The 23,524-nt window shown below is 68.2% G+C and carries 17 protein-coding genes; 15 read left to right on the forward strand and 2 right to left on the reverse strand.

What is annotated here, in order from left to right; translation table 11 throughout:
- Positions 1–237: 237 nt before the first annotated feature.
- The 11 genes from ahcY (at position 238) to uvrC (ending at position 18,971) form a co-directional block, all read left to right on the forward strand.
- A complete protein-coding gene (ahcY, locus tag PX554_RS14790) occupies positions 238–1,656 on the forward strand; it encodes an adenosylhomocysteinase (protein WP_093224097.1) in 1,419 nt (472 codons plus the stop codon).
- Between the two features lie 307 nt (positions 1,657–1,963).
- Complete coding sequence (locus PX554_RS14795; RefSeq protein ID WP_275502972.1) at positions 1,964–4,906, forward strand: TonB-dependent receptor domain-containing protein; 2,943 nt, start codon at positions 1,964–1,966, stop codon at positions 4,904–4,906.
- 181 nt (positions 4,907–5,087) lie between these two features.
- A complete protein-coding gene (locus PX554_RS14800) occupies positions 5,088–7,436 on the forward strand; it encodes a sensor histidine kinase (protein WP_275502976.1) in 2,349 nt (782 codons plus the stop codon).
- Positions 7,433–7,879, forward strand: coding sequence for a tRNA (adenosine(37)-N6)-threonylcarbamoyltransferase complex ATPase subunit type 1 TsaE (tsaE, locus tag PX554_RS14805; protein ID WP_093224091.1), 447 nt, complete (start codon positions 7,433–7,435; stop codon positions 7,877–7,879). The genes PX554_RS14800 and tsaE overlap by 4 nt, the downstream gene beginning before the upstream one ends.
- Complete coding sequence (locus PX554_RS14810) at positions 7,876–8,844, forward strand: aminoglycoside phosphotransferase family protein (RefSeq protein WP_275503312.1); 969 nt, start codon at positions 7,876–7,878, stop codon at positions 8,842–8,844. The genes tsaE and PX554_RS14810 overlap by 4 nt, the downstream gene beginning before the upstream one ends.
- Entirely contained in the window at positions 8,841–9,602 is a 762-nt protein-coding gene (locus PX554_RS14815) for a nucleotidyltransferase family protein (protein ID WP_093224087.1), read from the forward strand. The genes PX554_RS14810 and PX554_RS14815 overlap by 4 nt, the downstream gene beginning before the upstream one ends.
- 90 nt (positions 9,603–9,692) lie before the next feature.
- The gene (addB, locus tag PX554_RS14820; protein ID WP_275502979.1) at positions 9,693–12,671 is read left to right on the forward strand and encodes a double-strand break repair protein AddB; all 2,979 of its coding nucleotides are present in this window, start codon (positions 9,693–9,695) and stop codon (positions 12,669–12,671) included.
- Entirely contained in the window at positions 12,655–16,107 is a 3,453-nt protein-coding gene (gene addA, locus PX554_RS14825; protein ID WP_275502980.1) for a double-strand break repair helicase AddA, read from the forward strand. Before addB ends, addA begins: the two co-directional genes overlap by 17 nt.
- Before the next feature lie 64 nt (positions 16,108–16,171).
- The gene (trxA, locus tag PX554_RS14830) at positions 16,172–16,495 is read left to right on the forward strand and encodes a thioredoxin TrxA (RefSeq protein WP_275502982.1); all 324 of its coding nucleotides are present in this window, start codon (positions 16,172–16,174) and stop codon (positions 16,493–16,495) included.
- A 119-nt stretch (positions 16,496–16,614) separates the two neighbouring features.
- The gene (locus tag PX554_RS14835; protein ID WP_275502984.1) at positions 16,615–16,911 is read left to right on the forward strand and encodes a hypothetical protein; all 297 of its coding nucleotides are present in this window, start codon (positions 16,615–16,617) and stop codon (positions 16,909–16,911) included.
- Between the two features lie 143 nt (positions 16,912–17,054).
- Positions 17,055–18,971 (forward strand): excinuclease ABC subunit UvrC, encoded by a 1,917-nt coding sequence (gene uvrC, locus PX554_RS14840; protein WP_275502986.1) that lies wholly within the window; start codon positions 17,055–17,057, stop codon positions 18,969–18,971.
- A 91-nt stretch (positions 18,972–19,062) separates the two neighbouring features.
- On the opposite strand, the gene PX554_RS14845 is transcribed toward uvrC, so the two are convergent.
- Complete coding sequence (locus PX554_RS14845) at positions 19,063–20,172, reverse strand: NADH:flavin oxidoreductase/NADH oxidase (protein ID WP_275502988.1); 1,110 nt, start codon at positions 20,170–20,172, stop codon at positions 19,063–19,065.
- Between the two features lie 60 nt (positions 20,173–20,232).
- Positions 20,233–20,535: a UBP-type zinc finger domain-containing protein gene (locus tag PX554_RS14850; protein ID WP_093224073.1), complete on the reverse strand. Its 303-nt coding sequence runs from the start codon at positions 20,533–20,535 to the stop codon at positions 20,233–20,235.
- Between the two features lie 86 nt (positions 20,536–20,621).
- Here PX554_RS14850 and PX554_RS14855 point away from each other — a divergent pair, with 86 nt between their 5' ends.
- The 4 genes from PX554_RS14855 (at position 20,622) to PX554_RS14870 (ending at position 23,483) form a co-directional block, all read left to right on the forward strand.
- A complete protein-coding gene (locus tag PX554_RS14855; protein WP_275502990.1) occupies positions 20,622–21,278 on the forward strand; it encodes an FABP family protein in 657 nt (218 codons plus the stop codon).
- Complete coding sequence (locus tag PX554_RS14860) at positions 21,275–21,865, forward strand: NADPH-dependent FMN reductase (protein ID WP_275502992.1); 591 nt, start codon at positions 21,275–21,277, stop codon at positions 21,863–21,865. The genes PX554_RS14855 and PX554_RS14860 overlap by 4 nt, the downstream gene beginning before the upstream one ends.
- Positions 21,866–21,914: 49 nt before the next feature.
- On the forward strand, positions 21,915–22,400 hold the full coding sequence (locus PX554_RS14865) for a GAF domain-containing protein (protein ID WP_275502995.1): 486 nt from the start codon (positions 21,915–21,917) through the stop codon (positions 22,398–22,400).
- Between the two features lie 123 nt (positions 22,401–22,523).
- Entirely contained in the window at positions 22,524–23,483 is a 960-nt protein-coding gene (locus PX554_RS14870; protein WP_275502997.1) for an RcnB family protein, read from the forward strand.
- Positions 23,484–23,524 lie beyond the last annotated feature (41 nt).

Here is a 23,524-nt window from a genome sequence, read left to right on the forward strand (position 1 = left end):
TCGGGATTGTGCTGACCTGACGAGGTAGCGTGCGTGGATGTGACATGGCGCGCGAACTTTTCAGTTCCCCCGCCGAAGCGGGGGTCCAGAACCACGGACAACACCGCCTGCGGCTCTGGACCCCCGCTTTCGCGGGGGAACCAAACAGAGCATATAAAGACATCTTTATATTTGATCCGCAGCCGATCCCGCGCTAGAGCGCGCCCCATCCAACCGCGTAAACCGGAGATTTCTCACGTGGCCACCGTACTCGACCGCAAGAACGACTATGTCGTCGCCGACATCAGCCTCGCCGATTACGGCCGTGCCGAAATCAACATCGCCGAGACCGAAATGCCCGGCCTGATGGCGCTGCGCAGCGAGTTCGGCGCGTCGCAGCCGCTGAAAGGCGCGCGCATCACCGGTTCGCTGCACATGACGATCCAGACTGCCGTGCTGATCGAGACGCTGACCGCGCTGGGCGCCGACGTTCGCTGGGCGACCTGCAACATCTTCTCGACGCAGGACCATGCCGCCGCCGCGATCGCCGCGACCGGCGTGCCGGTGTTCGCGATCAAGGGCGAGAGCCTCGCGGACTATTGGGACTATGTCGGCTCGATCTTCGACTGGGACGTCGATGGCAACGGCCAGACCTGCAACATGATCCTCGACGATGGCGGCGACGCGACGATGTTCGCGCTGTGGGGCGCCAAGCTCGAGGCCGGCCAGACCATGCCCGAGCCGGAGAATGAGGAAGAGGTCGAGATGCAGCGCGCGCTGAAGGCGTTCATCGCCAAGAAGCCCGGCTACCTCACCGAGACCGTCAAGAACATCAAGGGCGTGTCGGAAGAGACCACGACCGGCGTTCACCGCCTGTATGCGATCTCGAAGAAGGGCGAACTGCCGTTCCCGGCGATCAACGTGAACGACAGCGTCACCAAGTCGAAGTTCGACAACCTCTACGGCTGCAAGGAATCGCTCGTCGACGCGATCCGTCGCGGCACGGACGTGATGCTCGCCGGCAAGGTCGCCACGGTCGCCGGCTTCGGTGACGTCGGCAAGGGTTCGGCGCAGTCGCTGCGCAACGGCGGCGCGCGCGTGCTCGTCACCGAAGTCGACCCGATCTGCGCGCTGCAGGCGGCGATGGAAGGCTTCGAGGTCGTGACGATGGAAGAGGCGGTCACCCGCTCGGACATCTTCGTCACCGCCACCGGCAATGCCGACGTCATCACCGCCGATCACATGAAGGCGATGAAGAACATGGCGATCGTCTGCAACATCGGCCATTTCGATAGCGAGATTCAGATTTCGGCACTGTCGAACTACAAGTGGACCGAGGTGAAGCCGCAGGTCGATCTCGTCGAGTTTCCCGATGGCAAGCAGATCATCGTGCTGTCGAAGGGCCGCCTCGTGAACCTCGGCAACGCGACCGGCCACCCGTCGTTCGTGATGTCGGCGAGCTTCACCAACCAGACGCTCGCGCAGATCGAGCTGTTCACCAAGGCCGAGAACTACAAGAACGACGTGTACGTCCTGCCCAAGCACCTCGACGAGAAAGTCGCGGCGCTGCACCTCGAAAAGCTCGGCGTGAAGATGACCAAGCTCAGCCAGAAGCAGGCCGATTATATCGGCGTGCCGGTCGAGGGGCCGTTCAAGCCGGATCATTACCGGTACTGATCGGAACGCATTGAAGCGTTCTAGGGGCGCCCCCGCTTGCCGGCGGGGGCGCCCTTTTTGTTGCAACATTACAACAGAATGACACAATCTTTTCCGACGGGTTGCATCGCGTTCGTGAATGGATTGTCATGATGATCGGGAGGGGGCTTCCGGGGTTCATTAACAGGGGTTTCCAATGCCGGCGTTCCTTTTCCGTCGTGATCGTCTCGCTTTAAGCGTTTCGGCCATCGCTCTGACGCTTGCGGGGGCCTCCGGCCCAGCGTTCGCGCAAACCTCCTCCGAGCCTGTCCCGGCTGTGGGCACAGATGTGAACCCGCGTGTCGCGGCGCCGGCCGACGAAGCGCCTACCGATATCGTCGTGACCGGATCGCGCATCGCGCGGCCGACGCTCGACTCGCCGATCCCCGTGACGACGCTGACCGCCGCCGATGTGACCCGCACGGGATCGATCGTGCTCGGCGACGTTCTCAACACGATGCCGTCGCTGCGTTCGACCTACAGCCAGTCGAACTCGACGCAGTATATCGGGACGTCGGGCGTCAACTTCCTCGATCTGCGCGGCCTCGGCGTGGTTCGTACGCTCGTTCTCGTCAACGGCCGACGGCATATCACGTCGTCGGCGGGTGACTTCCTTGTGGACGTCAACACCATCCCGACGGACCTGGTGGATCGCATCGACATCGTGACGGGCGGCAGTTCAGCCGTTTACGGCTCGGATGCGATGGCCGGCGTCGTCAACTTCGTGCTCAAGCGGAACTTCGACGGCGCTTCGCTCAACGCCCAGACCGGGATCAGTTCACGCGGCGGACGCGGTACGCAGCGGCTGTCGGGCACGTTCGGCAAGAATTTCGCGGATGGCCGGGGCAACATCGCCGTCAACCTCGAATACAACAATTCGGATATGGTGACATATGCCGACCGCGACGATCTGACCGGCGCGTTTTCGGGGCGCAACCAGTTCCAGTTGGTCGACAATCCGGGTCTGGACAACACCATCCCGGACCGGCGTTTCCTGACCGGCGTGCACAGCTACGGCTATGACAATGGCGGCAATTTCATCGCCTATAACGGCTCCGGCGTACGCTCGTGCGGCGGCGGCGCGCCTGCCGGCTGCCTTCCGAACGGATATCCGCGCATCTACGGGTTCAATCCCAATGGCTCGCTGTACGAATATAATTACGGCACGGACTTCCGGCCGGCGGGGTCGAACAACAACCAGGGCGGCAGCGGCGCGACGCTCAACGATCGCGGCACGCTCGATCCTTCGCTGAAGCGCTATGTCGCCAATGTGCTTGGGCATTTCGATGTGTCGGAGGGGTTCAAGCCGTTTTTCGAGGCGAAGTTCGTCCGCGTCGAAGCGTTCAGCCAGGGTCAGCCAACCTTCGGGCAGGGCGGCGAGCAGGGCGGTCCGGACGCTGATCCCAGCACCTATCTCGGTTCGGGCGTGCCGATCTTCTTCGACAACGCCTATCTGCAACCCGGTGCCGCCGCGACGATCCGCGCGGCGCTGCCGGCCGGGTCCGAGTTTTTCCGGCTCAATCGCAACAATAATGATCTCGGCACGCGCGACGAATTCGATCGGCGTGACACCTACCGCATCGTCGCCGGCTTCGAGGGGACGTTCAACACCGACTGGAAATACGACGTCTCGGTCAATTACGGCGAGTTCCACAGCAACTCGCGGTTCTACAACAACCGCATCGAATCCCGCTTCCAGAAGGCGGCGGACGCGGTGCGCAACGGCGCGGGGCAGATCGTCTGCCGCGTCAACCAGGTCACGGTCACCGACGCGGCTTGCGTCCCGATCAACCTGTTCGGGAATGGTGCGCCGAGCCAGGCGGCGCTGAACTACATCAACACGACCTCGACCAGCCGCGCAAAAGCGACCGAATTCGACGTCAACGCCAACCTCGTCGGCGACAGCTCGCAACTGTTCGAGTTGCCGGGCGGTCCGGTGCGGTTCGCGATCGGTGGCGAATATCGTCGTGAGACGGCGTTCCAGGCCTATGACGATGTCATCAAGGGCGGCGACACGTTCTTCAACGCCATCGCCGACTTCAACCCGCCGTCGTTCGAGGTGAAGGAGGCTTATGGCGAGCTCGAACTGCCGCTGCTGAAGGATTTGCCGTTCGTCCACGAACTGACCATCAACGGCGCGGGCCGGGTCGCGGACTATAAGGGGTCGACGGGAACCGTTTTCGCCTACAATGCGGGCGCGATCTATGCGCCGATTCGTGACGTGAAATTCCGGGTGAACTATTCGAAGTCGGTCCGCGCGCCGTCGCTTGGTGATCTCTATTCGTCCAACTCGCAGAACTTCGATCTGCTTAACGATCCGTGCGACGCGAACTTCATCAACAAGGGCAAGGCGACCCGTGCGGCGAACTGCGCGGCGGCAGGCGTGCCGGCGAACTTCGTCAATGACGTGGCACGCGCGGGCAGCACCGAGTATCTGTCGGGAGGCAACCCCAATCTGACGGCGGAAGAGTCGCGGAGCTGGACCGTCGGCGCGATCTTCCAGCCGCGCTACGTGCCGGGCCTGTCGTTCACCGTCGATTGGTATGATGTGAAGATCAGCAACGTCATCAACCCGGTGGACGCGCAGACCATCCTCGACGCGTGTTATGATGGCGCGTCGCTCGACAACCAGTTCTGCAAGCTCATCAACCCGCGTCAGGCCAACGGCCTGTTCGCGCGGCCCGCGCTGCTGCAGAGCGTCGTCAACTTCGCGGCGCTGGACGCACGCGGCATCGACGTGGATCTTGCGTACAACCGCAGTTTCGGCGGTTCGAACAAGGTCGCGCTCCGCTTCGTCGGGACGTATGTCGATACGCGGACCGATTATCCGTACCTCGACAATCCCAGCCAGCCGGACCGGGTGAAGGGTGAGCTTGGCGATCCCATCTACAAGTTTACCTTCTCGGCGGACTACACGCATAGCAACTTCACGCTCGGCTATCAGCTTCGCTATATCGGTCGTCAGTCGATCACGGATTGGGAATCGCAACACGAGACCTACGGGGTTGCGCCGCTCGATCCCTATTATGCCGATGTCGAATATTATCCTTCGGTGTTCTATCACGCGATCCGTGCGACCGTGGATGTCAACAAGACGTTCCGCTTCTACGGTGGCGTCGACAATCTGACCGACAAGAAGCCGCCTTACGGCATTCTCGGCACCAGCCTTGGTCAAAGCGTTTACGACAACATCGGTCGGTTCATGTATATCGGCGCCTCGGTCAAGCTCTGAGGCGAGGCGCTTCGCGCGCTGGCCCGTCAAGGAAAGGCCCGGCCGTCGCCGGGCCTTTTTGGTGTGAGACCGGCGATCTCACGTCGGCTCGAATGCCGCGAAGCTCTTCCATTCGCCTCGCGCCGCTATATGGAATGCTGATGCGATGTCCGCGTCGACCTTTTGACAAGTCATCGCGGTGATGAGCACCGCGCAGCCCCTGATGGCGGGCGCGATCGTCGCGCTTGTGCTGATGGGGGCGATCTATGCCCTGTATCGCGGGTTGCTGGCGCAGCGGAACGCGGCGGCGGCGGTGGCGGAGAACGGCTCGCTCACAGCGCTTCTCCAAGCCTCCCCCGCGCTGGCGGTGATCGTGCGTGCGGACGGGCGGGTCGATGCGCCCGAGCAGTTCGGTGACTGGCTGGGCCTGACCGCGCCGCCGCGCTATCTCGCCGATCTCGCGGGGGAGGCTGGCGGATTGTCGGCGCGTGATGCCGATGCGCTCGCCGCCGAGATCGCGGCGACGCAGAAATCGGGGCGCCCCTTCAGCCGCTCGGTGCGGGCGATTGGCGCGTCGCGTACGCTGATGATCCGTGGCGCCAAGGCGGCGAGCGAGCTTCGTGCGCCCGGCGGGGTGGTGCTCTGGGTGTTCGACGCGACCGAGACGCTCGCCGAGATCGAGCGGCTGAGCGACGAGGTCGCCGCCGCGCACCGCGCGTTCGACGTGCTCACCGGGCTGATCCAGGCCGCGCCGATGCCGATGTGGTATCGCGGCGCGGATATGCGGCTGGCGATGGTCAACAGCCATTATGCCGACGCGGTCGATGCCGCCGACCCGGAGGACGCGGTGGCGCGCGGCCTGGAACTGCTCGAAGGCGGCGGGCGGGGCGGCCCGCTCGCGGGGGCGGTCGCGGCGCGTGACACCAACCGGTTGCAGGTCAAGGCGATGCCCGCGACGATCAAGGGCGAGCGGCGGATGCTGCGCGTCTATGACGTGCCGATGCCCGATGGCGGGGTCGCGGGCTTCGCCGTCGATATCGAGGATCTCGAACAGGCGCGCGCGGCGATCAAGCGGCTCGGCGAGACCGAACGCGCGACGCTCGACCGGCTTTCGGCCGGGGTCGCGCAATTCGGCGCGGACCGCGCGCTGACCTTCTTCAACCAGCCGTTCCAGCGCATCTTCGGCATCGAAAGCGAGTGGCTCGCCGACTCGCCCGAGTTCGATCGCGTGCTGGAACATATGCGCGAACGCAACCGCCTGCCCGAAGTGCGGGATTTTCCCGGCTGGAAGGCGGAGCGGCGCGGCTGGTTCGTCGCGACCGGCGGGGTGATCGAGGAGCAATGGCATCTGCCCGGCGGCGTGCATCTGCGTGTCGTCGCGCAGCCGCTGCCCGATGGCGGGCTGCTGCTGATCTTCGAGGACCGCACCGAACAGGTCCAGCTCGCGAGCGGGCTCGACACGCTGCTGCGGGTGCGCACCGCGACGTTCGAGAATCTGTTCGAGGCGCTCGGCGTGTTCGCCGCCGATGGCCGGCTGCAATTGTGGAACAACAAGTTCCGCATGTTGTGGGATCTCGACGAGGCGTTCCTGGCGACGCATCCGCGCGTCGATGCGCTCGCCGAGAAGGCCGCGCCGAGGCTCGCCAATCCCGACCGCGCGGCGCTGATCGGAGACCTGGTGCGCGCCGCCACGGTCGAGCGGCAGCAGCGCGGCGGGCAGGTGCGCTTCGCCGACGGGCGCTATTTCGAGTTCGCCGCGGTGCCGCTGCCAGACGGCAACGGCCTGTTCACGATGCTCGACACCACCGACCGGCGGCGCATCGAGACGGCGCTTCGCGACCGCAACGAGGCGCTGGAGGCGGCCGACCGGGTCAAGACCTCGTTCGTCGCCAATATGAGCTACGAGTTGCGCACCCCGCTCACCTCGATCAGCGGCTTCGCCGAGATGCTGAGCGCAGGGTATGGCGGCAAGCTCAACGATACGGCGGCGAGCTATGTCGATGCGATCCTCGAATCGGTGCAGCGGCTCGGCGCGCTGGTCGACGACGTGCTCGATCTCACGCAGAGCGACGAGCCCGAGCCGGCGGCCGTCCGCGAGGAGGTCGATCTGGTGCCGCTCGCGCGTGGTGCCGCGCGCGCGGTCGGGCCGCTGGCCGATCGACGCAAGCTGGAGTTCGTGGTCGAGGTGATGCCCTCCGCCGGGATCGTGCGCGGCGATAGCAGGCGCATCCGCCAGGTGATCGAGCATCTGCTCCGCCACGCCGTCGCCGGGACGCCGCCGGGTGGCCGCATCCTGCTCCACGTCGACGGCGATTCGAGCGCGGCGCGGATCGTCGTCTCGGACGACGGCGCGGGGATGAGCCCGCAGGACGTGGCGCGCGCGTTCGACCGGTTCGCGCAGCCCGGCGTGACCCGCGACGGCGAGCGCGCGCTGGGGCTGGGATTGCCGCTCGCCAAGCAGTTCGTCGAGGCGCATGGCGGGACGATCGAACTGTTATCGGAGCCGGGCGCCGGCACCGCGATCACCGTGCTGTTGCCGCGAAACCGATGACGATCGCGCTCCCCGACGAAGCGGCGAGCGCGGCGTTCGGCGCGCGCCTCGCCGCGCTGGTGCGCCCCGGCGACGTCATCACGCTGACCGGTTCGCTCGGCGCGGGCAAGACCAGCATCGCGCGCGGGCTGCTCGCCGCGCTCGGCCTCGAGGGCGAGGCGCCGTCGCCGAGCTTCGCGATCGTCCAGCCCTATGCGCCGCCGGAAACCGCCCTGCCGGTGCTGCACGTCGATCTCTACCGCATCGAAGACCCCGAGGAGATCGCGGAATTGGGGCTCGACGAGGCGGCGGCGGATTCATTGCTGATCGTCGAATGGCCCGATCGCGCGCCCGGCGCATGGCCCGAGGCGCTGGCGCTCGCGATCGAATTCACCCCCGATGGCGGCCGCCGCTTGACAGCGCAGGTGCCGGCGGCATGGAAGGCGCGATGGCCCTTTCCATGATTCCGCCCGCGCAAGCGCGCGATTTCCTCAGCGCGCTTGGCTGGGGCGATGCCGAGATCCTGCCGCTCGCGGGCGACGCTTCGTTCCGCCGCTATTTCCGCGTCGTCGCGCCCGATCGCCGTGCCGTGCTGATGGACGCGCCGCCGCCGCAGGAAGATCCGCGCCCGTTCATCGCCATCGCGAGCTGGCTCGCCGAGCGCGGCTTTCGCGCGCCCGCGATCCTCGGCAGCGATCTGGCGCATGGTCTCGTGCTGATCGAGGATTTCGGCGACGACCGGCTGCGCGAGACCGCCGATGCCGAGCCGGCGCGCGAGGCGGCGCTCTACGCCGCGGCGATCGACATCCTGGTCGCGCTGCACAAGCACGCGGCGGGGGACGTGCCGCCCTATGATCGCGCCGTGCTCCACCGTGAGGTCGATCTTCTCCCCGAATGGTATTGCCCGGCGGTCGGCATCGCGGTGGACCATGCCGGCTATACCGCCGCCTGGGACGCCGTGTTCGAAGCGGCGCTCGACGGCCCCCGCGTGACGGTGCTGCGCGATTATCACGCCGAGAATCTGATGCTGCTCGAAGACGGCAGCTTCGGCCTGCTCGATTTCCAGGACGCGCTCGCCGGCCACCCGGCCTATGATCTGGTCTCGCTGCTCCAGGACGCGCGGCGCGACGTGCCGGTGGAGATCGAGACCGCGATGCTCGCGCGCTACCATGCCGAAACCGGCGCGGGCGACGCGTTCGACACCGCCTATCGCGTGCTCGGCGCGCAGCGCAACGCCAAGATCATCGGCATCTTCACGCGGTTGTGGCGACGCGACGGCAAGCCGCGCTACGCGGCGCTGTGCCCGCGCGTGTGGGGCTATCTCGAACGCGATCTGGCGCATCCCGATCTCGCGCCCGTTGCGGCGTGGTTCGATGCCAATATTCCGCCCGCGCTGCGCGGCGATCCGATGCAGGTGGCACAGGCATGACCGCCAAGAAGACGCTCGCGCTGCGGCCCGTCCCGGATGCGCACGTGCCCGAGACCGCGATGGTGATGGCGGCGGGGCTGGGCAAGCGGATGCGCCCACTCACCGCGACGCGCCCCAAGCCGCTGATCGAAGTCGCGGGGAAGCCGCTGATCGACCATGCGCTCGACCGGCTGCGCTCGGCCGGCGTCAAGCGCGCGATCGTCAACGTGCATTACCTCGCCGACGCGCTCGAGGCGCATCTGCGCAACCGGGTGAAGGGCATCGAGATCGTCGTGTCGGACGAGCGCGGCCGGTTGATGGAGACGGGCGGGGGCATCGTCCAGGCGCGCGCGCTGATCGGCGACGCGCCGTTCGTGGTGGTCAACAGCGACAATCTGTGGATCGACGGCCCGACCGATGCGATCCGCCTGCTCGCGGCGCAGTGGGACGACGCGCGGATGGACGCGCTGCTGCTGATGGTGCCGCTGGCGCGCGCCAACAACCATGTCGGGATGGGGGACTTCCGGCTGGCGGCGGACGGCCGCATCACCGGATGGCGCACCCCCGGCAAGCCCGCGCCGTTCGTCTATACCGGCGTGCAGATCCTGTCGCCGCGCGTGATCCGCGACTGGCCCGAGGGGCCGTTCTCGACGCGGCTGTTCTGGGAGCGCGCGATCGACGCCGGGCGCGCGTATGGCATGGTCCACCAGGGGCTGTGGTTCGACGTCGGTTCGCCCGGCGCGATCGGCAAGACCGAGGCGATCCTCGCCGATGGCTGACGCCGATCGGCTGCTCTCCCCTCCCATCGTCCCTCGACGTCGTTCGGGACGAACGGAGGGGCGGTCGACATCCCACGGGCAAACGGCCGCATGACCGGCGCTCTCAAGCCGCAGCTCTACACGATCCCGGCGCATCGCGCGTTTGCCGATTCGCTCGCCGCCGGGTTGATCCGGCGCTTCGGTGGCGACCCGCTCGGGCTCGCGCGCGGGCTGGTGCTGCTTCCCAACAATCGCGCCAAACGCGCGGTTACCGATGCGTTCGTGCGCGCGAGCGGCGGCGGGCTGCTGTTGCCGCGCCTCGTGGCGCTCGGCGACCCCGCGCTCGACGAGGCGGCGGGCGCGGCGCTCGATCCGGCGGACGAGGCTGATCCGGTTCCGCCCGCGGTGGCGCCGCTGCAGCGCCGGCTGATCCTCGCGCGGCTGGTCGCGGACGCCCGCGAGCGCGCGGGCCAGCCGATCGACGCGGCGGAAGCGGTGCGGCTGGCGGGCGATCTCGCGCGGACGCTCGACCAATTGCTCGTCGAGGAGGTGCCGCCGCGTCGGCTGCGGGAGATCGACCTCGGCGAAGCGCTTTCGGCGCATTGGCACCGCGCGCTCGACCTGTTCACGCTCGTGCTCGATCGCTGGCCCGCCGAACTGGCGCGGCTGGGCTGCATCGATCTCGCCGATCGGCGCGCGCGGCTGCTGCGGCGGCTCGCGGCGCGCTGGAAGGATGCGCCGCCGGCCGGATTCGTCTGTGCGGCGGGCATCACCGACACCGCGCCCGCCGTCGCCGGGCTGCTGCGCCGGGTGGCGATGCTGGAGCGCGGCATGGTCGTGTTCGCCGATCTCGCGACGGGCATGGACGAGGCCGAATGGCAGACGCTCGGGCCGCACGCGCCCGACCCGGTCACCGGCATCACCCGGCGCTCGATCGAGACGCATCCGCAATTCCACCTCAAGCTGCTGCTTGACCGGATGGGGTTCAACCGCGCCGAAGTGGCGATTTGGCGCGACGGCAGCGAATTCGACGCGACCGCGGCGCGCGGCAAGGCGATCGCCAGCGCGCTCGCGCCGGCCGATTTCACCGGCAAATGGACCGATCTGCCCGCCGCCGAGCGTCGGCTCGCGGGTATCGAGGCCGCCGAACTCGCGACCCCGGCCGAAGAGGCGCAGGCGATCGCGCTCGCGCTGCGGCAGGCGCTGGAGACGCCCGAACGCACGGCGGCGTTGGTCACGCCCGATCGCGCGCTCGCGCGGCGGGTGGCGGTTCACTGCCAGCGCTGGAACATCGAGATCGACGATACCGCCGGGCGGCCGCTGTCGATCCGGGCGTCGGGAACGGTGCTGCTCGCGCTGGCCGATGCCGCCGCGCAGCGCTTCGCCCCACTTGCGCTGCTGACCTTGCTCAAGCATCCGCTGGTTTGCGGCGTTGAGGGGCGGCGGGGCTGGCTGGAGGGCGCGCGCAAGCTCGACCGGGTGCTGCGCGGGCCGCGTCCGGCGGCGGGGCTGGCCGGGATCGACGCGCATCTCGCCGAACCGCCCGAACGCGAGCGCCCACGCCGCGCCGCCGCCGCCGCATGGTGGCCGGAGGCGCGCGCGTTGCTCGCCCCGCTCGAAACGGTGTTCGAGGCGGGGCCGCAGCCGCTCGGCACGCTCGTCGCGGCGCTGCGAGAAACGGCGCAGGCGTTGTGCGGCGATGCGGTGTGGAGCGGCGCGGCCGGTCGCGCTGCGTCCGACTTCCTCGCCGATCTCGAGGCGCGCGCCGATGAAGGGCCGAGGCTGGTCGATCCCGAGTCGCTCGCCGCGCTGCTGCGCACGGTGATGGACGAGATCGCGGTGCGGCCCGCGCAAGGCGGTCATCCGCGGCTCGCGATCTACGGCCTGATCGAGGCGCGGCTTCAGACCGCCGATCTGATGATCCTCGGTGGCCTCAACGAAGGCGTGTGGCCTGGCCAGCCCGCACCCGATCCGTGGCTCGCGCCGCGCATTCGCATCGCGCTCGGGTTGCCGGGGCAGGAGCGCGCGGTCGGGATGGCGGCGCATGATTTCGCGAGCGCGCTGGGGGCGCCGAACGCGCTCATCACCCGCGCGCGCCGCGACGCGACCCAGCCAGCGATCGCCTCGCGGTTCTGGTTGCGCTTGCAGGCGCTCGCCGGCGAGACGTGGGCGCGGGGCAGGGCGCTGCCGCTCGAACGCTGGACGCGCGCGCTCGACGATCCCGGCGAGCCCAAACCCGTCGATCAGCCGGCGCCGTCGCCCGACGCGGCGCTTCGGCCGAAGCGGATCGCCGTCACCGATGTCGATCGGCTCAAGGCCGATCCGTTCGCTTTCTATGCGCGGCAGATTCTCCGCCTCGCCCCGCTCGACCCGGTCGATGCCGATCCGAGTGCGGCCTGGCGCGGCACCGCCGTTCACGCGATTCTGGAGGAATGGGCGCGCGAGGACGCCTGCCATCCCGACAAGCTCCACGATCGCGCGCGGGCGATGCTCGCGGACGAGCGCACCCACCCGATGATGCGCGCGCTGTGGCAACCACGGCTGATGCAGGCGATCGACTGGATCGCGCGCACGATCGTGACACAGGCCGAGGAAGGCCGCACCGTGGTCGCGGTCGAACGCAAGGGCAGTATCGACTTCGCCGGGGTGACGCTCAACGGCACGTTCGACCGGCTCGATCGGCTCGCCGACGGCAGCCTCGTCGTGATCGACTATAAGACCGGGACGCCGCCATCGCCCGCCGCGGTGCGCGCCGGGTTCAGCCTGCAACTCGGGCTGCTCGGGCTGATCGCGGAGCGCGGCGGGTTCGAGGGGATCGCGGGCCAGGCACGCGGCTTCGAATATTGGTCGCTCGGCAAGCGCAACGACCAGTTCGGCTATGTCACCTCGCCGGTCGATCCGGCGGGCAAGGCCGAGAAAGTGCTGCCTGAGGAGTTCACCACGCTCGCCGCGCACCATTTCAGCGAGGCGGTGGGCCGTTGGCTGACCGGCGGCGAGCCGTTCACCGCGAAGCTCCACCCCGAATTCGCGCCCTATAGCGAGTATGACCAGTTGATGCGCCGCGACGAATGGTATGGCCGTGAGCGATAGCGGCACCACCTCGCTACCGCCGCTCAAGCACGATCAGGCGCGTGCCAGTGCGCCCGACGGCCATGTCTGGCTGTCGGCCTCGGCGGGGACCGGCAAGACGCAGGTGCTGACCGCGCGGGTCTATCGGCTGCTGCTGCGGGGCGTCGATCCTTCCGCGATCCTGTGCCTCACCTTTACCAAGGCGGGCGCGGCGGAGATGGCGGGGCGGATCGGCGCGCGGCTGGCGGCGTGGGTGCGGATGCCCGAGCCGCAACTCGTCGCCGATCTCGATGCGCTCGGCGAGGATGCGACGCCCGAGCTTCGCCAGCGCGCGCGCACGTTGTTCGCCAAGGTGCTTGACGCGCGCGGCGGTGGCATCCGCATCCAGACGATCCACGGCTTCTGCCAGAGCCTGCTCGCCGCTTTCCCGGTCGAGGCGGGGCTGGCACCCGGTTTCCGCCCGATCGAGGCGCGCGAGGAAGCGGTGCTCGCGCGCGAGGCGCTGGCGGAACTGCTCGTCGATGCTGATCGCGAGGGGCGCACGCGACCGATCGAAGCGGTCGGCGCGCTCAGTGTGCGGCTCGGCGAGGGCGAGGCCGAGAAGTTCCTGATCGCCTGCGCGCGTGCGCCCAAGGCGATGGCGGCGTTGCCGAGGAGTGGCGAGGGCGTGCGCGCGTTCGTGCGCCGCCAGCTCGATCTGCCGATGGGTGAGATCGAGGCGGCGATCGTCGCGGGTTGCAGCGACGACGAGTTCGACTGCGATGCGGTCGCGCGGCTCGCCGCCGCCAACCGCGCGTGGGGCACCGCGACCGGCGGTAACCATGCCGACATCGCCGAATGCTGGATCGAGGCGGACTCGGCGATGCGCGCGCGAATGTTGGTCGATCTTGTCAGCGTGCCGTTCACCACCAAGGGCGAGCCGCGCAAACATTCGAAGAAGCTGCTCGACGCGGAACCCGACTATGCCGATCTCGCCCAGTCAGTCGGCGCGGCGGCGAGCGCGCTGCTGTCGATGCGTCACCGCGCCGCGTACGCCGATCTGCTCGCCGATGCGCTCGATGTCGGGCGTGATTATGCCGCCGCTTATGCGCGCGCGAAGCGGCGGCTCGGCGCGGTCGATTTCGACGATCTCATCGCCGCGACGATCGATTTGCTCGGCCAGCCCGGCATCGGCGAATGGGTGCGCTACAAGCTCGACCGCGAGACCTCGCACATCCTGATCGATGAGGCGCAGGATACCAATCCGGAGCAATGGGCGATCATCGGCGCGCTCGCCGACGAATTCTTCGCGGGCGAAGGCGCGCATGGCGGCGAGACCCGCACTTTGTTCACGGTCGGCGATTTCAAACAGGCGATCTTCGGGTTTCAGGGCACCGACCCTGCCTTCTTCGCGGCGGCGGAGGATCGGTTCGGCCGGCTCGCGCGCGGCGCCTGGGATGCCGAGGCGGACCTGCGCAAGCTCGGCGACCCGACGTTCGCGGCGGCATGGAACCGGCTGTCGCTGACGCAATCGTTCCGCTCGACTCGGCCGGTGCTGGAATTCGTCGATGCGACGATGGCGGTGCTGCCCGAACCGGGATTGGGCGCCGTCGCGGTGCTCGAACGCCATGCGAGCGAAGTGCCCGGCCCCGGCACCGTCACGCTCTGGCCGCTGATCGTCGCGGGCGGCAGCGAGGCGGATGAGGAAGGCTGGATCGCCGATTCGACGCGCGAACTCGCCCGGCGGATCGCGCGCATGATCAAAGCCTGGATCGGTACGCTGATGCTGGAGAGCAAGGGGCGCGTGCTCGAACCGCAAGACGTGATGATCCTCGTCAAGCGGCGCGGCGATCTCGCCTCGCTGATCGTCGCGCGGCTCTATGCCGAGGGCGTGCCGGTCGCGGGTGTCGATCGGCTGCGGCTGAATGCGCCGCTCAGCGTGCAGGATCTGCTCGCCGCGATCCGCTTCGTGCTCCAGCCCGAGGATGATCTGTCGCTGGCCTCGCTGCTGGTCTCGCCGCTGATCGGCTGGACCCAGGAGCGGTTGATGGCCGCCGCGCCGCGCGGATCGGGCAGTCTGTGGCGGCACCTCGAACGCACGATCGGCGACGATCTCGGGCCGTTGCGGCGGATGCTCGACCGCGCGGATATCGCCACGCCGTACCAGTTCCTCGAAGAACTGCTGTCGGGGCCGCTCGGCGGGCGGCGCGCGCTGCTGCTGCGGCTCGGGCAAGAGGCGCGCGATCCGATCGAGGAATTGCTCACCGCCGCGCTCCAGTTCGAGACTCAGGGGACGCCCTCGCTGCAACGCTTCCTCGACTGGTTCGATCGCGGCGAGGTCGAGATCAAGCGCGACCCGTCCGCGCCGCTCGACGCGGTACGGGTGATGACCGCGCATGGCGCCAAGGGGTTGCAGGCGCCGCTGGTGATCCTCGCCGATGCGGCGGTCGATCCGACCAAGTCGCCGCGCACCACGCTCAAATGGCCGGTGGATGAGATCGATGCCACGCTCCCCATCTTCCGCCCGCGCAAGGAGGAGGCCGGCCCGCTCGCCGCGATCGCCGACGCGACCGCGCGGCGCGAACTGGAGGAACATTGGCGGCTGTTCTACGTCGCCGCGACTCGCGCCGAGGAGCGGCTGGTGATCGCCGGCTCGCTCGGCCCGCTCGCCAAGGGCGAACCGCCGCCGGCGAGCTGGTACGCCGCCGCCGATCTGGCGATGACCGATCTTGGCGTCGAAACCGAAGCGAACGGGACGCGCAGCTTCACCGGCAGCGTCGAGCTGAAGCCGGTCAAGCGTCGCGAAAAAGCCGCTGCGACCCCCGACGCACCCGCGCCAGTGCCGGAATGGGCACGTCAGCCCGCGCCGCAGGAGGCCCGTCCGCCCCGTCCGCTCGCGCCCTCCTCGCTCGGCGACGATGCGGTCGCCGATCCGCCGCCGACTCCGGCGCTGCGCGACGCCGCCGAGCGCGGCCGGCTGATCCATGCGCTGTTCGAGCGGCTGCCGCCAATCGCGCCTGACGCGCGCGCCGCCGCCGCCGACCGTTGGCTGGCTGGCTCGGGCGGGGTCGGCGACCCGCACGCGCGTGCGGAGATCGCCGCCACGGTGCTGGCGATCCTCGACGACGCGCGCTTCGCCGCGCTGTTCGGCCCCGATGCGCTGGCCGAGGCGCCGATCGCGGCGGTGGTGGGGGATGGCGTGGTCGTGTCGGGCACGGTCGATCGGCTGCTGGTCACGCCGGAGCGGATCACCGTCGTCGATTTCAAGACCGGCCGCCGCGCGCCCGCGTCGCTGGACGAGCTGCCATCCTATCACCTCCGGCAGATGGCCGCCTATGTGGCGGCGCTGGGCGTGATCTTTCCGGGCCGGGTGATCGAGGCGGGGTTGCTCTACACGGGCGGGCCGGCGCTGTTCGCGCTGCCGCCCGCGCTGCTCGCGGCGCACAAGCCGGGCTTTGCGGCCACGCAGCAAAGCTAGCCAGACGCGGCTTGAGCCGGGCCGGCGGGCGCCCTACGTTATCGACCGTACAAGGAGACACCAGATGGCCACCAAGCAGATCACCGATTCCAGCTTCGATACCGATGTCCTCAAGGCCGATGGCCCCGTGCTCGTCGATTTCTGGGCGGAATGGTGCGGGCCGTGCAAGATGATCGGGCCGAGCCTCGAGGAGCTTTCCGAGGAATTGGGCGAGCAGGTGACGATCACCAAGCTCAACATCGACGAGAACCCGGACGCGCCGGGCAAATATGGCGTGCGCGGCATTCCGACGATGATCCTGTTCAAGAACGGCGTTCCCGCCGCGACCAAGGTCGGCGCCGAGCCCAAGGGCCGGCTCAAGGCCTGGCTTGAAGGCGAGCTGGCATAAGCTTCGCCGCCGCCGGACGGGTAAGCGGACCCGTCCGGCGGCGCTGCATTCGGAACGAAACAATCCGCGGCTAATCTCTGCCGACCGGCGATTCGCCGCCGACCGTGAAGAGGTACTCCATGAAGTTCGCCGCCCTCCTGCTCGCCGTCGTAGCCGCGCCCGCGTTTGCGCAGGCGCCAGCCCCCGCGCCTGCGGCGCCCGCCACGAAGTTCACGCTCGACACGCCGGTCGAGACGATCGCCGCCGATCCCGCCGGCAAGGCCGTGCTCAACGCCGACATTCCGGGGCTGCTCGTCCACCCGATGTACGAAAGCTTCAAGAGCATGGGTCTGCTCGAGCTTCAGGGCATGTCCGAAGGCAAGCTGACCGACGCGATGCTCGCCAAGACCAAGACGGACCTCGCCGCGATCAAATAGCTTTTTCCGTTCGTGTCGAGCGAAGTCGAGACAGCGAGCGTAACGCTCGCGGCGTGTCCCCCGGCTTCGCTCGGGACGAACGGGCATGTGGATCGCGCAGGAGGCTGGTTTCCACCGGGCGGCGCGCCTAGATCAGCGGCACCATGTCCGTGCCCAATGCTCCCGATCGCTTCAACGAAGAGAAATCCACCTTCGCCGTACGTGGCTCCGACGCTCCCGATCTCGAGGCGGGTGTCGCCGCGATTCGCAATGTATTGAAGACGCTGCCGGTTCGCCCCGGCGTGTACCGAATGCAGGATGCGCGCGGCGACGTGCTGTACGTCGGCAAGGCCAAGGCGCTCAAGAACCGCGTCACCAACTACACGCAGATCGATCGCCTTTCGAAGCGGTTGCAGCGGATGGTCGCGCAGACGCGGTCGATGACGATCGTCACCACCAACAACGAGGCCGAGGCGCTGCTGCTCGAAGCGCAGCTCATCAAGCGCTACCGGCCCGCCTACAACGTGCTGTTGCGTGACGACAAATCGTTCCCGTTCATCCTGTTGCGCGCGGATCACGACTTCCCGCGCATCCAGAAGCATCGCGGCGCGCGCAAGATCAAGGGCGACTATTATGGCCCGTTCGCCAGTGCCGGATCGGTCAACACCACGCTCAACGCGCTCCAGAAGCTGTTCCTGCTACGCTCCTGCACCGACAGTTTCTTCAAGACCCGCGACCGGCCGTGCCTGCTCTACCAGATCAAGCGCTGTTCGGCGCCGTGCGTGGAGCGGATCGCGCGTGAGCCGTATCTGGAGCTGGTCGCCGACGCCAAGGCGTTTCTCGCCGGCAAATCGACCGAGGTGCAGGCCAAGCTCGGCGCGCAGATGCAGGCCGCCGCCGAGGCGATGGATTTCGAACTCGCCGCGATCCTGCGCGACCGGCTGCGGGCGCTCACCTTCATCCAGGGCAGCCAGGCGATCAACGCGGAAGGTGTGGGCGACGCTGACATCTTCGCGATGGCGTGCAAGCAGGGCGTGATCGGCATCCAGGCGTTCTTCATTCGCGGCGGGCAGAATTGGGGCCACCGGAGCTTCTTCCCCGCGCACACCGCCGACGTGCCCGAGGATGAGGTGCTGACCAGCTTCCTCACCCAATTTTACGAGGAAGTGCCGCCCGCCAAGACGGTGTTCGTCGATCGCGAGCTGCCCGAGGCGGACTTGCTGAGCGAGGTGCTGGCGACGCAGGCCGGGCGCAAGGTCGATCTTTCGGTGCCGCAGCGCGGCACGCGGCGGCGGTTGCTCGATCAGGCCAAGCGCAACGCCGAGGAAGCGCTCGACCGCCGCCTCGCCGAGAGCACGACGCAGGCCAAGCTGCTGCGCGAGGTCGCCGACTTGTTCGGGCTGGGCGAGCCGCCCGACCGGATCGAGATCTACGACAACAGCCATATTCAGGGCACGGCCGCGCTCGGCGCGATGGTGGTCGCCGGGCCGGAGGGGTTCCGCAAGAACCAGTATCGCAAGTTCAACATCAAGCAGGCGGCGACCAACGACGATTTCGCGATGATGCGCGAAGTGTTCCAGCGCCGCTTCGCCCGCGCTCAGAGCGAAGACCCCGATCGCGACGCCGGCGATTGGCCCGATCTGGTGCTGATCGACGGCGGGCGCGGCCAGCTCAATGCCGCGAAGGAGGTGCTGGAGGAGATGGGGATCGAGGACGTCTGCCTCGTCGGCATCGCCAAGGGGCCGCACCACGGCCGCGACGGGCGCGAGGTGTTCCATCTGCTCGACGGACGCGAGTTCCAGTTGCCCGTCAACGCGCCGGTGCTGTTCTACCTCCAGCGCCTGCGCGACGAAGTCCACCGCTTCGCGATCGGCGCGCACCGCGACAAGCGCAGCAAGGCGATCGGCGCGAGTCCCTTGGACGAGGTGCCCGGCATCGGCCCGGCGCGCAAGAAGGCGCTGCTGATGCACTTCGGCACGGCCAGGGCGGTGCGGGGGGCGAGTCTGGAGGATTTGCGCAAGGCACCGGGGGTGTCCCAGGCGGTGGCGCAGCAGGTGTACGATTTCTACCACGCGAAGTGAGGAGAGCTGCTTCCGGGCGCATCGTTCGCCCTGAGCTTGTCGAAGGGCGTGTCCAAAACACGTGCTTCGACAGGCTCAGCACGAACGGTCGTCAGGTGCGCCCCTTCAACAAGTCCCGATACTGCCGAGGCTGCGAGCGCAGATACTGGTTCGGTGCCGTTACCGTCGCGCCCAGCGCCGCCGCCGCGTGCCACGGCCAGCGCGGATCGTAGAGGATGCCGCGGGCGAGCGCGATCAGGTCGGCGTCGCCGGTGGCTACGATCGCCTCGGCCTGTTCGGGTTCGGTGATGAGGCCGACCGCGACCACCGGCATCGCCACCGCCTGTTTCACCGCGCGGGCGAGCGGCACCTGATAGTTCGGCCCGACCGGGATCGCCTGACGCGGGTCGAGCCCGCCGCTCGAGACGTGGATCGCCGCGCAGCCACGCGCCTCCAGCGCCTGCGCGAAGGCGATGGTCTGCTCGGCGTCCCAGCCGCCCGCCACCCAGTCGCTGCCCGAGACGCGCATCGTCACCGGCTTGTGCGCGGGGAAAGCGTCGCGCACCGCGTCGAACACTTCGAGCGGGAAGCGCAGGCGGTTTTCGAGGCTGCCGCCGTAATCGTCGTCGCGCTGGTTGGAGAGCGGAGAGAGGAACTGGTGGAGCAGATAGCCGTGCGCGCCGTGGAGCTGGATCGCGTCGATGCCGATCCGCGCCGCGCGCTTCGCCGCCGCCGCGAACGCGTCGCGCAGCCGTTTGAGGTCGCCGTGGTCGAGCGCGATCGGCGGATTGTCGCCCGGTGCGAAGGGCAGCGGGGAGGGGGCGTAGGTCTGCCAGCCATTCTCCGTGCCGGGCGGAATCTGCTTGCCGCCGAGCCAGGGCAGGTCGGTCGAGGCTTTGCGGCCCGCGTGCGAGAGTTGCAGCGCGATCGGCATGTCCGAATGGCGGCGCACGCTTTCGAGCGTGCGGGCCATCGCCGCCTCGGTCGCTTCGCCCCACAGGCCGACGTCGCCGTAGGAGATGCGCCCTTCGGGCACCACCGCGGTGGCCTCGATCGTCAGCAGCGCCGCGCCCGACAGCGCGAGCTGGCCGAGATGGATGACGTGCCAGTCGTTCATGCAGCCGCCCACCGCCGAATATTGGCACATCGGCGCGATGACGATGCGGTTGGCGAGCGTGAGGCCGCCGAGCGTGAAGGGTTCGAAGAGTTTGGGGCCGCTCATCAGAGCCTCGTTCGCAGGAGGGACGTTACCGTTCGGAAATGGTCGTTACCGGCGGGGCGTTCAATAATATCTCGGTATGGGGCCGCGCTGCGGCGTCTGATCGGGCAGGTCGATCTCGATCTCGTCGACATAGCACCAGCCCCAGCCCTCGGGCGGGTCATAGCCCTCGATGATCGGATGGTGGGTGGCGTGATAATGCGCGGTGGCGTGGCGGTTGGGCGACTGGTCGCAGCAGCCGACATGCCCGCACGCGCGGCACAGCCGCAGATGCACCCACCAGTCACCGGTCTTGAGACATTCCTCGCACCCCTTGGCGCTGGGCGTCACCTGGTTGATCGTGGCGCTGTGCTGGCAACTCGTCATGCTGGCCTCCTGAATGGCGCTTTGGCTTTGCGTGCGCGGATGATGCAGGGCAGTACCCAAACCGCTCAAGCGCAGAAAGGGTGGCGATGCCGAATTTCCCAGAAGATGTCTTCACCGAACCGACCGACGTCGATCCCGACACGCTCGCCAATCTCGGCCCGCTGCGGCGGCTCGCGGGCGGGTGGCAGGCGCGCAAGGGCGTGGACGTGAACCCCAAGGCCGACGGCCCCGAAAGGCGCGTGTTCATCGAGACGATCCAGTTCGACCCCATCGACCCGCAGGCGAACGGCCCGCAATTGCTCTATGGGCTGCGCTATCACATCCACATCACCACCGAGGAAGAGGATATCACCTTCCACGATCAGGTCGGCTACTGGCTGTGGGAGCCGAAGACCGGCGTGGTGATGCAGACGCTCGCGATTCCCCGCGGGCAGGTCGCGCTCGCAGCGGGGCAGGCCAAGTCCGAAGATGACCGGATCGTCGTCAGGGCCGAACGCGGGCAGAGCGAATATGGCATCTGCTCGACCGCGTTCCTCGAATATGCGTTCCGCACCGACAGCTACCAGATCGAGGTGGTGTTCAACCCTGACGGGACGTGGAGCTACACGACCGACACCGTGCTCAAGGTCCACGGCCAGGACGCGCCATTCGCGCACCGCGACCAGAACACGCTCACGCGGATCAGCGATCCCAAGCCCAATCCGTGGAAGGCGATCCTCGACGCGAAGGCGGCGAAGGGGTGAGCGACCGCATCCTGATCCTTTACGGATCGTACCGGGCCGATCGGCAGGGCATCAAGCTCGCGCGCTTTCTGGTCGAGGGCTTCAAGGCGCGCGGGGCGGATGTCGAGCTGATCGACGCCAAGGCGATCGACCTGCCGATGCTCGACCGGATGTACAAGGAGTATCGGCCCGGCACCGCCCCGGCTAAGCTGGAAGCGCTGGCGGGCAAGATCCGCGCGGCGGATGCGTTCGTGTTCGTCACCGGCGAGTATAATTGGGGCATTCAGCCTGGCCTCAAGAACCTGACCGATCATTTTCTGGAGGAATGGTTCTGGCGCCCCGCCGCGATCGCCAGCTATTCGGCGGGGCGGCTCGCCGGTGCGCGCGCCGGGACGGCGTGGCACGGCACGCTTTCCGAAATGGGGATGGTGGTGATTTCCAGCACGCTCGCGGTCAGCGGCATCGGCGGGGCGTTCGATGCCGACGGCGTGCCGCAAGGTGAGGGGGGCGCCGCCGCCGCGCGTGCCTTCCCGCGTTTCGCCGACGATCTGGCGTGGTGGACCGAGGCGGCGCGCGCGCAGCGGGCGCGGCGCGATCCGCCATATTGATGCGGCGCGCATCACCCCCGACATATGCCGCCCAACCCGGAGCCTGAGCATGTACGCCTTTGACATAGACGCCGCCTCCAAGACGGACCTGTACCGCGATCTCGCCGCGGCGCTCGACGCATTGACCGCCGACGAGGCCGATCCGATCGCCAACATGGCGAACATGGCGGCGCTGCTGTGGGAATATCTGCCCGATCTCAATTGGGCGGGCTTCTACCGGCTGGTTGATGGCGAACTGGTGCTCGGGCCATTTCAGGGCAAGGTCGCATGCATCCGCATCCCGGTGGGCAAGGGCGTCTGCGGTACGGCAGCGGCGACGCTGGAGACGCAGTTGGTCGAGGATGTCCACGCCTTCCCAGGCCATATCGCCTGCGACGCGGCGAGCCGATCCGAGCTGGTCGTGCCGATCGTGTACCAGGGCAGCCTGCTCGGCGTGCTCGATCTCGACAGCCCGCTGCCGGCGCGTTTCGACGCGGGTGATGCCGCCGGCTGTTCTGCTCTGGTACGGTTGATCGCGCCGCGTCTGGTCGGCTGATCCATTTCGGCACGGTTCGGGCCAACCCGGTTGCTGGTGAAGGCGGCTCCCATTTGGTAGCCCGACCGTTCATCAGTCGAAACGGTGCGCGGGGTGCGGCGCCCGAACGGGAGTGTTTTGACCATGCGATATCAGACCATCGCCGCCTTGGCCCTGATCGGCGCGGCGCTTGAGGCGCCCGCGAGCGCGCAGCATGGCGGCGGCGCCCCGCACGGCGGCTATCCGGGCGGGATGGGCGGCCATCCCCCGCCCTCCGCCCCCGCGACGCCGCAGCAGCCGCATTGGAACGGTGGCGGTCAGCAAGGCTGGAATGGCGGCGGGCGACCCGGCTGGAACGGCAACGGCGGCCAGCCACATTGGAACGGCGGGGGCCAGCAGGGCTGGAACGGAGGGCGGCCCGGCTGGAATGGCAATGGCGGCCAGCATTGGAACGGCGGGCGACCTGGCGGCTGGAACGGTCGCCCCGGCGGACGTTGGGGTGCGCGGGTCAACGGCCGCTGGTCGGGCGGGTGGAACGCACCGGGCGGGTGGAATGCCTATCGTCACCCATCGCGCGGCTGGCGCCTGCCGCGCTATTGGTTCGCGCCGAGCTTCTACATCAGCGACTATGGCCTCTACGGGCTCGCCCCGCCGCCGTACGGCTATACGTGGAGCCGCTATTATGACGATGCGGTGCTTATCGACGGTTCGGGCCGCGTGCGCGATTACGTCAGCGGTCTCGACTGGGACCAGTATGACGACGGCTATGATGCGGGCTATGACGACGGCTATCCGGGCGATGGCGGCTATGGGGCGTCCTACCCCGCGCCGCCGCCCGGGCCGCCCTACGACGCGCCCGCCTATATGGCGCCGGGCGGCAGCGGGGTGACGACCTATACCACCGGCGGCGGCTATGCGGCGAACGGCTATTATTATCCGCCCGCCACGACGACCACCGTCACCATCCAGCAGGCGCCTTCGGTGACGACCACCACCACCGAATATGTCGAGACCGTCAAGACGCGCTACGTCGCGCGCAAGGCGTGGCGGCCCAAGCGCAAGTGGCGCCCCAAACCGCGCGTCGATTGCCTCTGCGGGAGCTGATCGCGCGCGCCGCCGCCCGGCGTTTCCGCCCGGCGGCGGTT

The sequence above is a fragment of the Sphingomonas pollutisoli genome (assembly GCF_029167165.1).
Taxonomy (GTDB): domain Bacteria; phylum Pseudomonadota; class Alphaproteobacteria; order Sphingomonadales; family Sphingomonadaceae; genus Sphingomonas; species Sphingomonas pollutisoli.

Excerpts from the sequence above, each read along its gene's own strand:
- PX554_RS14815 (WP_093224087.1), top strand. The coding sequence starts at position 8,841 with ATGACCGCCAAGAAGACGCTCGCGCTGCGGCCCGTCCCGGATGCGCAC.
- PX554_RS14855 (WP_275502990.1), top strand. The coding sequence starts at position 20,622 with ATGCCGAATTTCCCAGAAGATGTCTTCACCGAACCGACCGACGTCGAT.
- PX554_RS14865 (WP_275502995.1), top strand. The coding sequence starts at position 21,915 with ATGTACGCCTTTGACATAGACGCCGCCTCCAAGACGGACCTGTACCGC.
- PX554_RS14835 (WP_275502984.1), top strand. The coding sequence starts at position 16,615 with ATGAAGTTCGCCGCCCTCCTGCTCGCCGTCGTAGCCGCGCCCGCGTTT.
- addA (WP_275502980.1), top strand. The coding sequence starts at position 12,655 with ATGGCCGTGAGCGATAGCGGCACCACCTCGCTACCGCCGCTCAAGCAC.
- tsaE (WP_093224091.1), top strand. The coding sequence starts at position 7,433 with ATGACGATCGCGCTCCCCGACGAAGCGGCGAGCGCGGCGTTCGGCGCG.
- PX554_RS14870 (WP_275502997.1), top strand. The coding sequence starts at position 22,524 with ATGCGATATCAGACCATCGCCGCCTTGGCCCTGATCGGCGCGGCGCTT.
- trxA (WP_275502982.1), top strand. The coding sequence starts at position 16,172 with ATGGCCACCAAGCAGATCACCGATTCCAGCTTCGATACCGATGTCCTC.
- PX554_RS14845 (WP_275502988.1), bottom strand. The coding sequence starts at position 20,172 with ATGAGCGGCCCCAAACTCTTCGAACCCTTCACGCTCGGCGGCCTCACG.
- PX554_RS14800 (WP_275502976.1), top strand. The coding sequence starts at position 5,088 with ATGAGCACCGCGCAGCCCCTGATGGCGGGCGCGATCGTCGCGCTTGTG.
- PX554_RS14810 (WP_275503312.1), top strand. The coding sequence starts at position 7,876 with ATGATTCCGCCCGCGCAAGCGCGCGATTTCCTCAGCGCGCTTGGCTGG.
- addB (WP_275502979.1), top strand. The coding sequence starts at position 9,693 with ATGACCGGCGCTCTCAAGCCGCAGCTCTACACGATCCCGGCGCATCGC.
- PX554_RS14850 (WP_093224073.1), bottom strand. The coding sequence starts at position 20,535 with ATGACGAGTTGCCAGCACAGCGCCACGATCAACCAGGTGACGCCCAGC.
- uvrC (WP_275502986.1), top strand. The coding sequence starts at position 17,055 with ATGTCCGTGCCCAATGCTCCCGATCGCTTCAACGAAGAGAAATCCACC.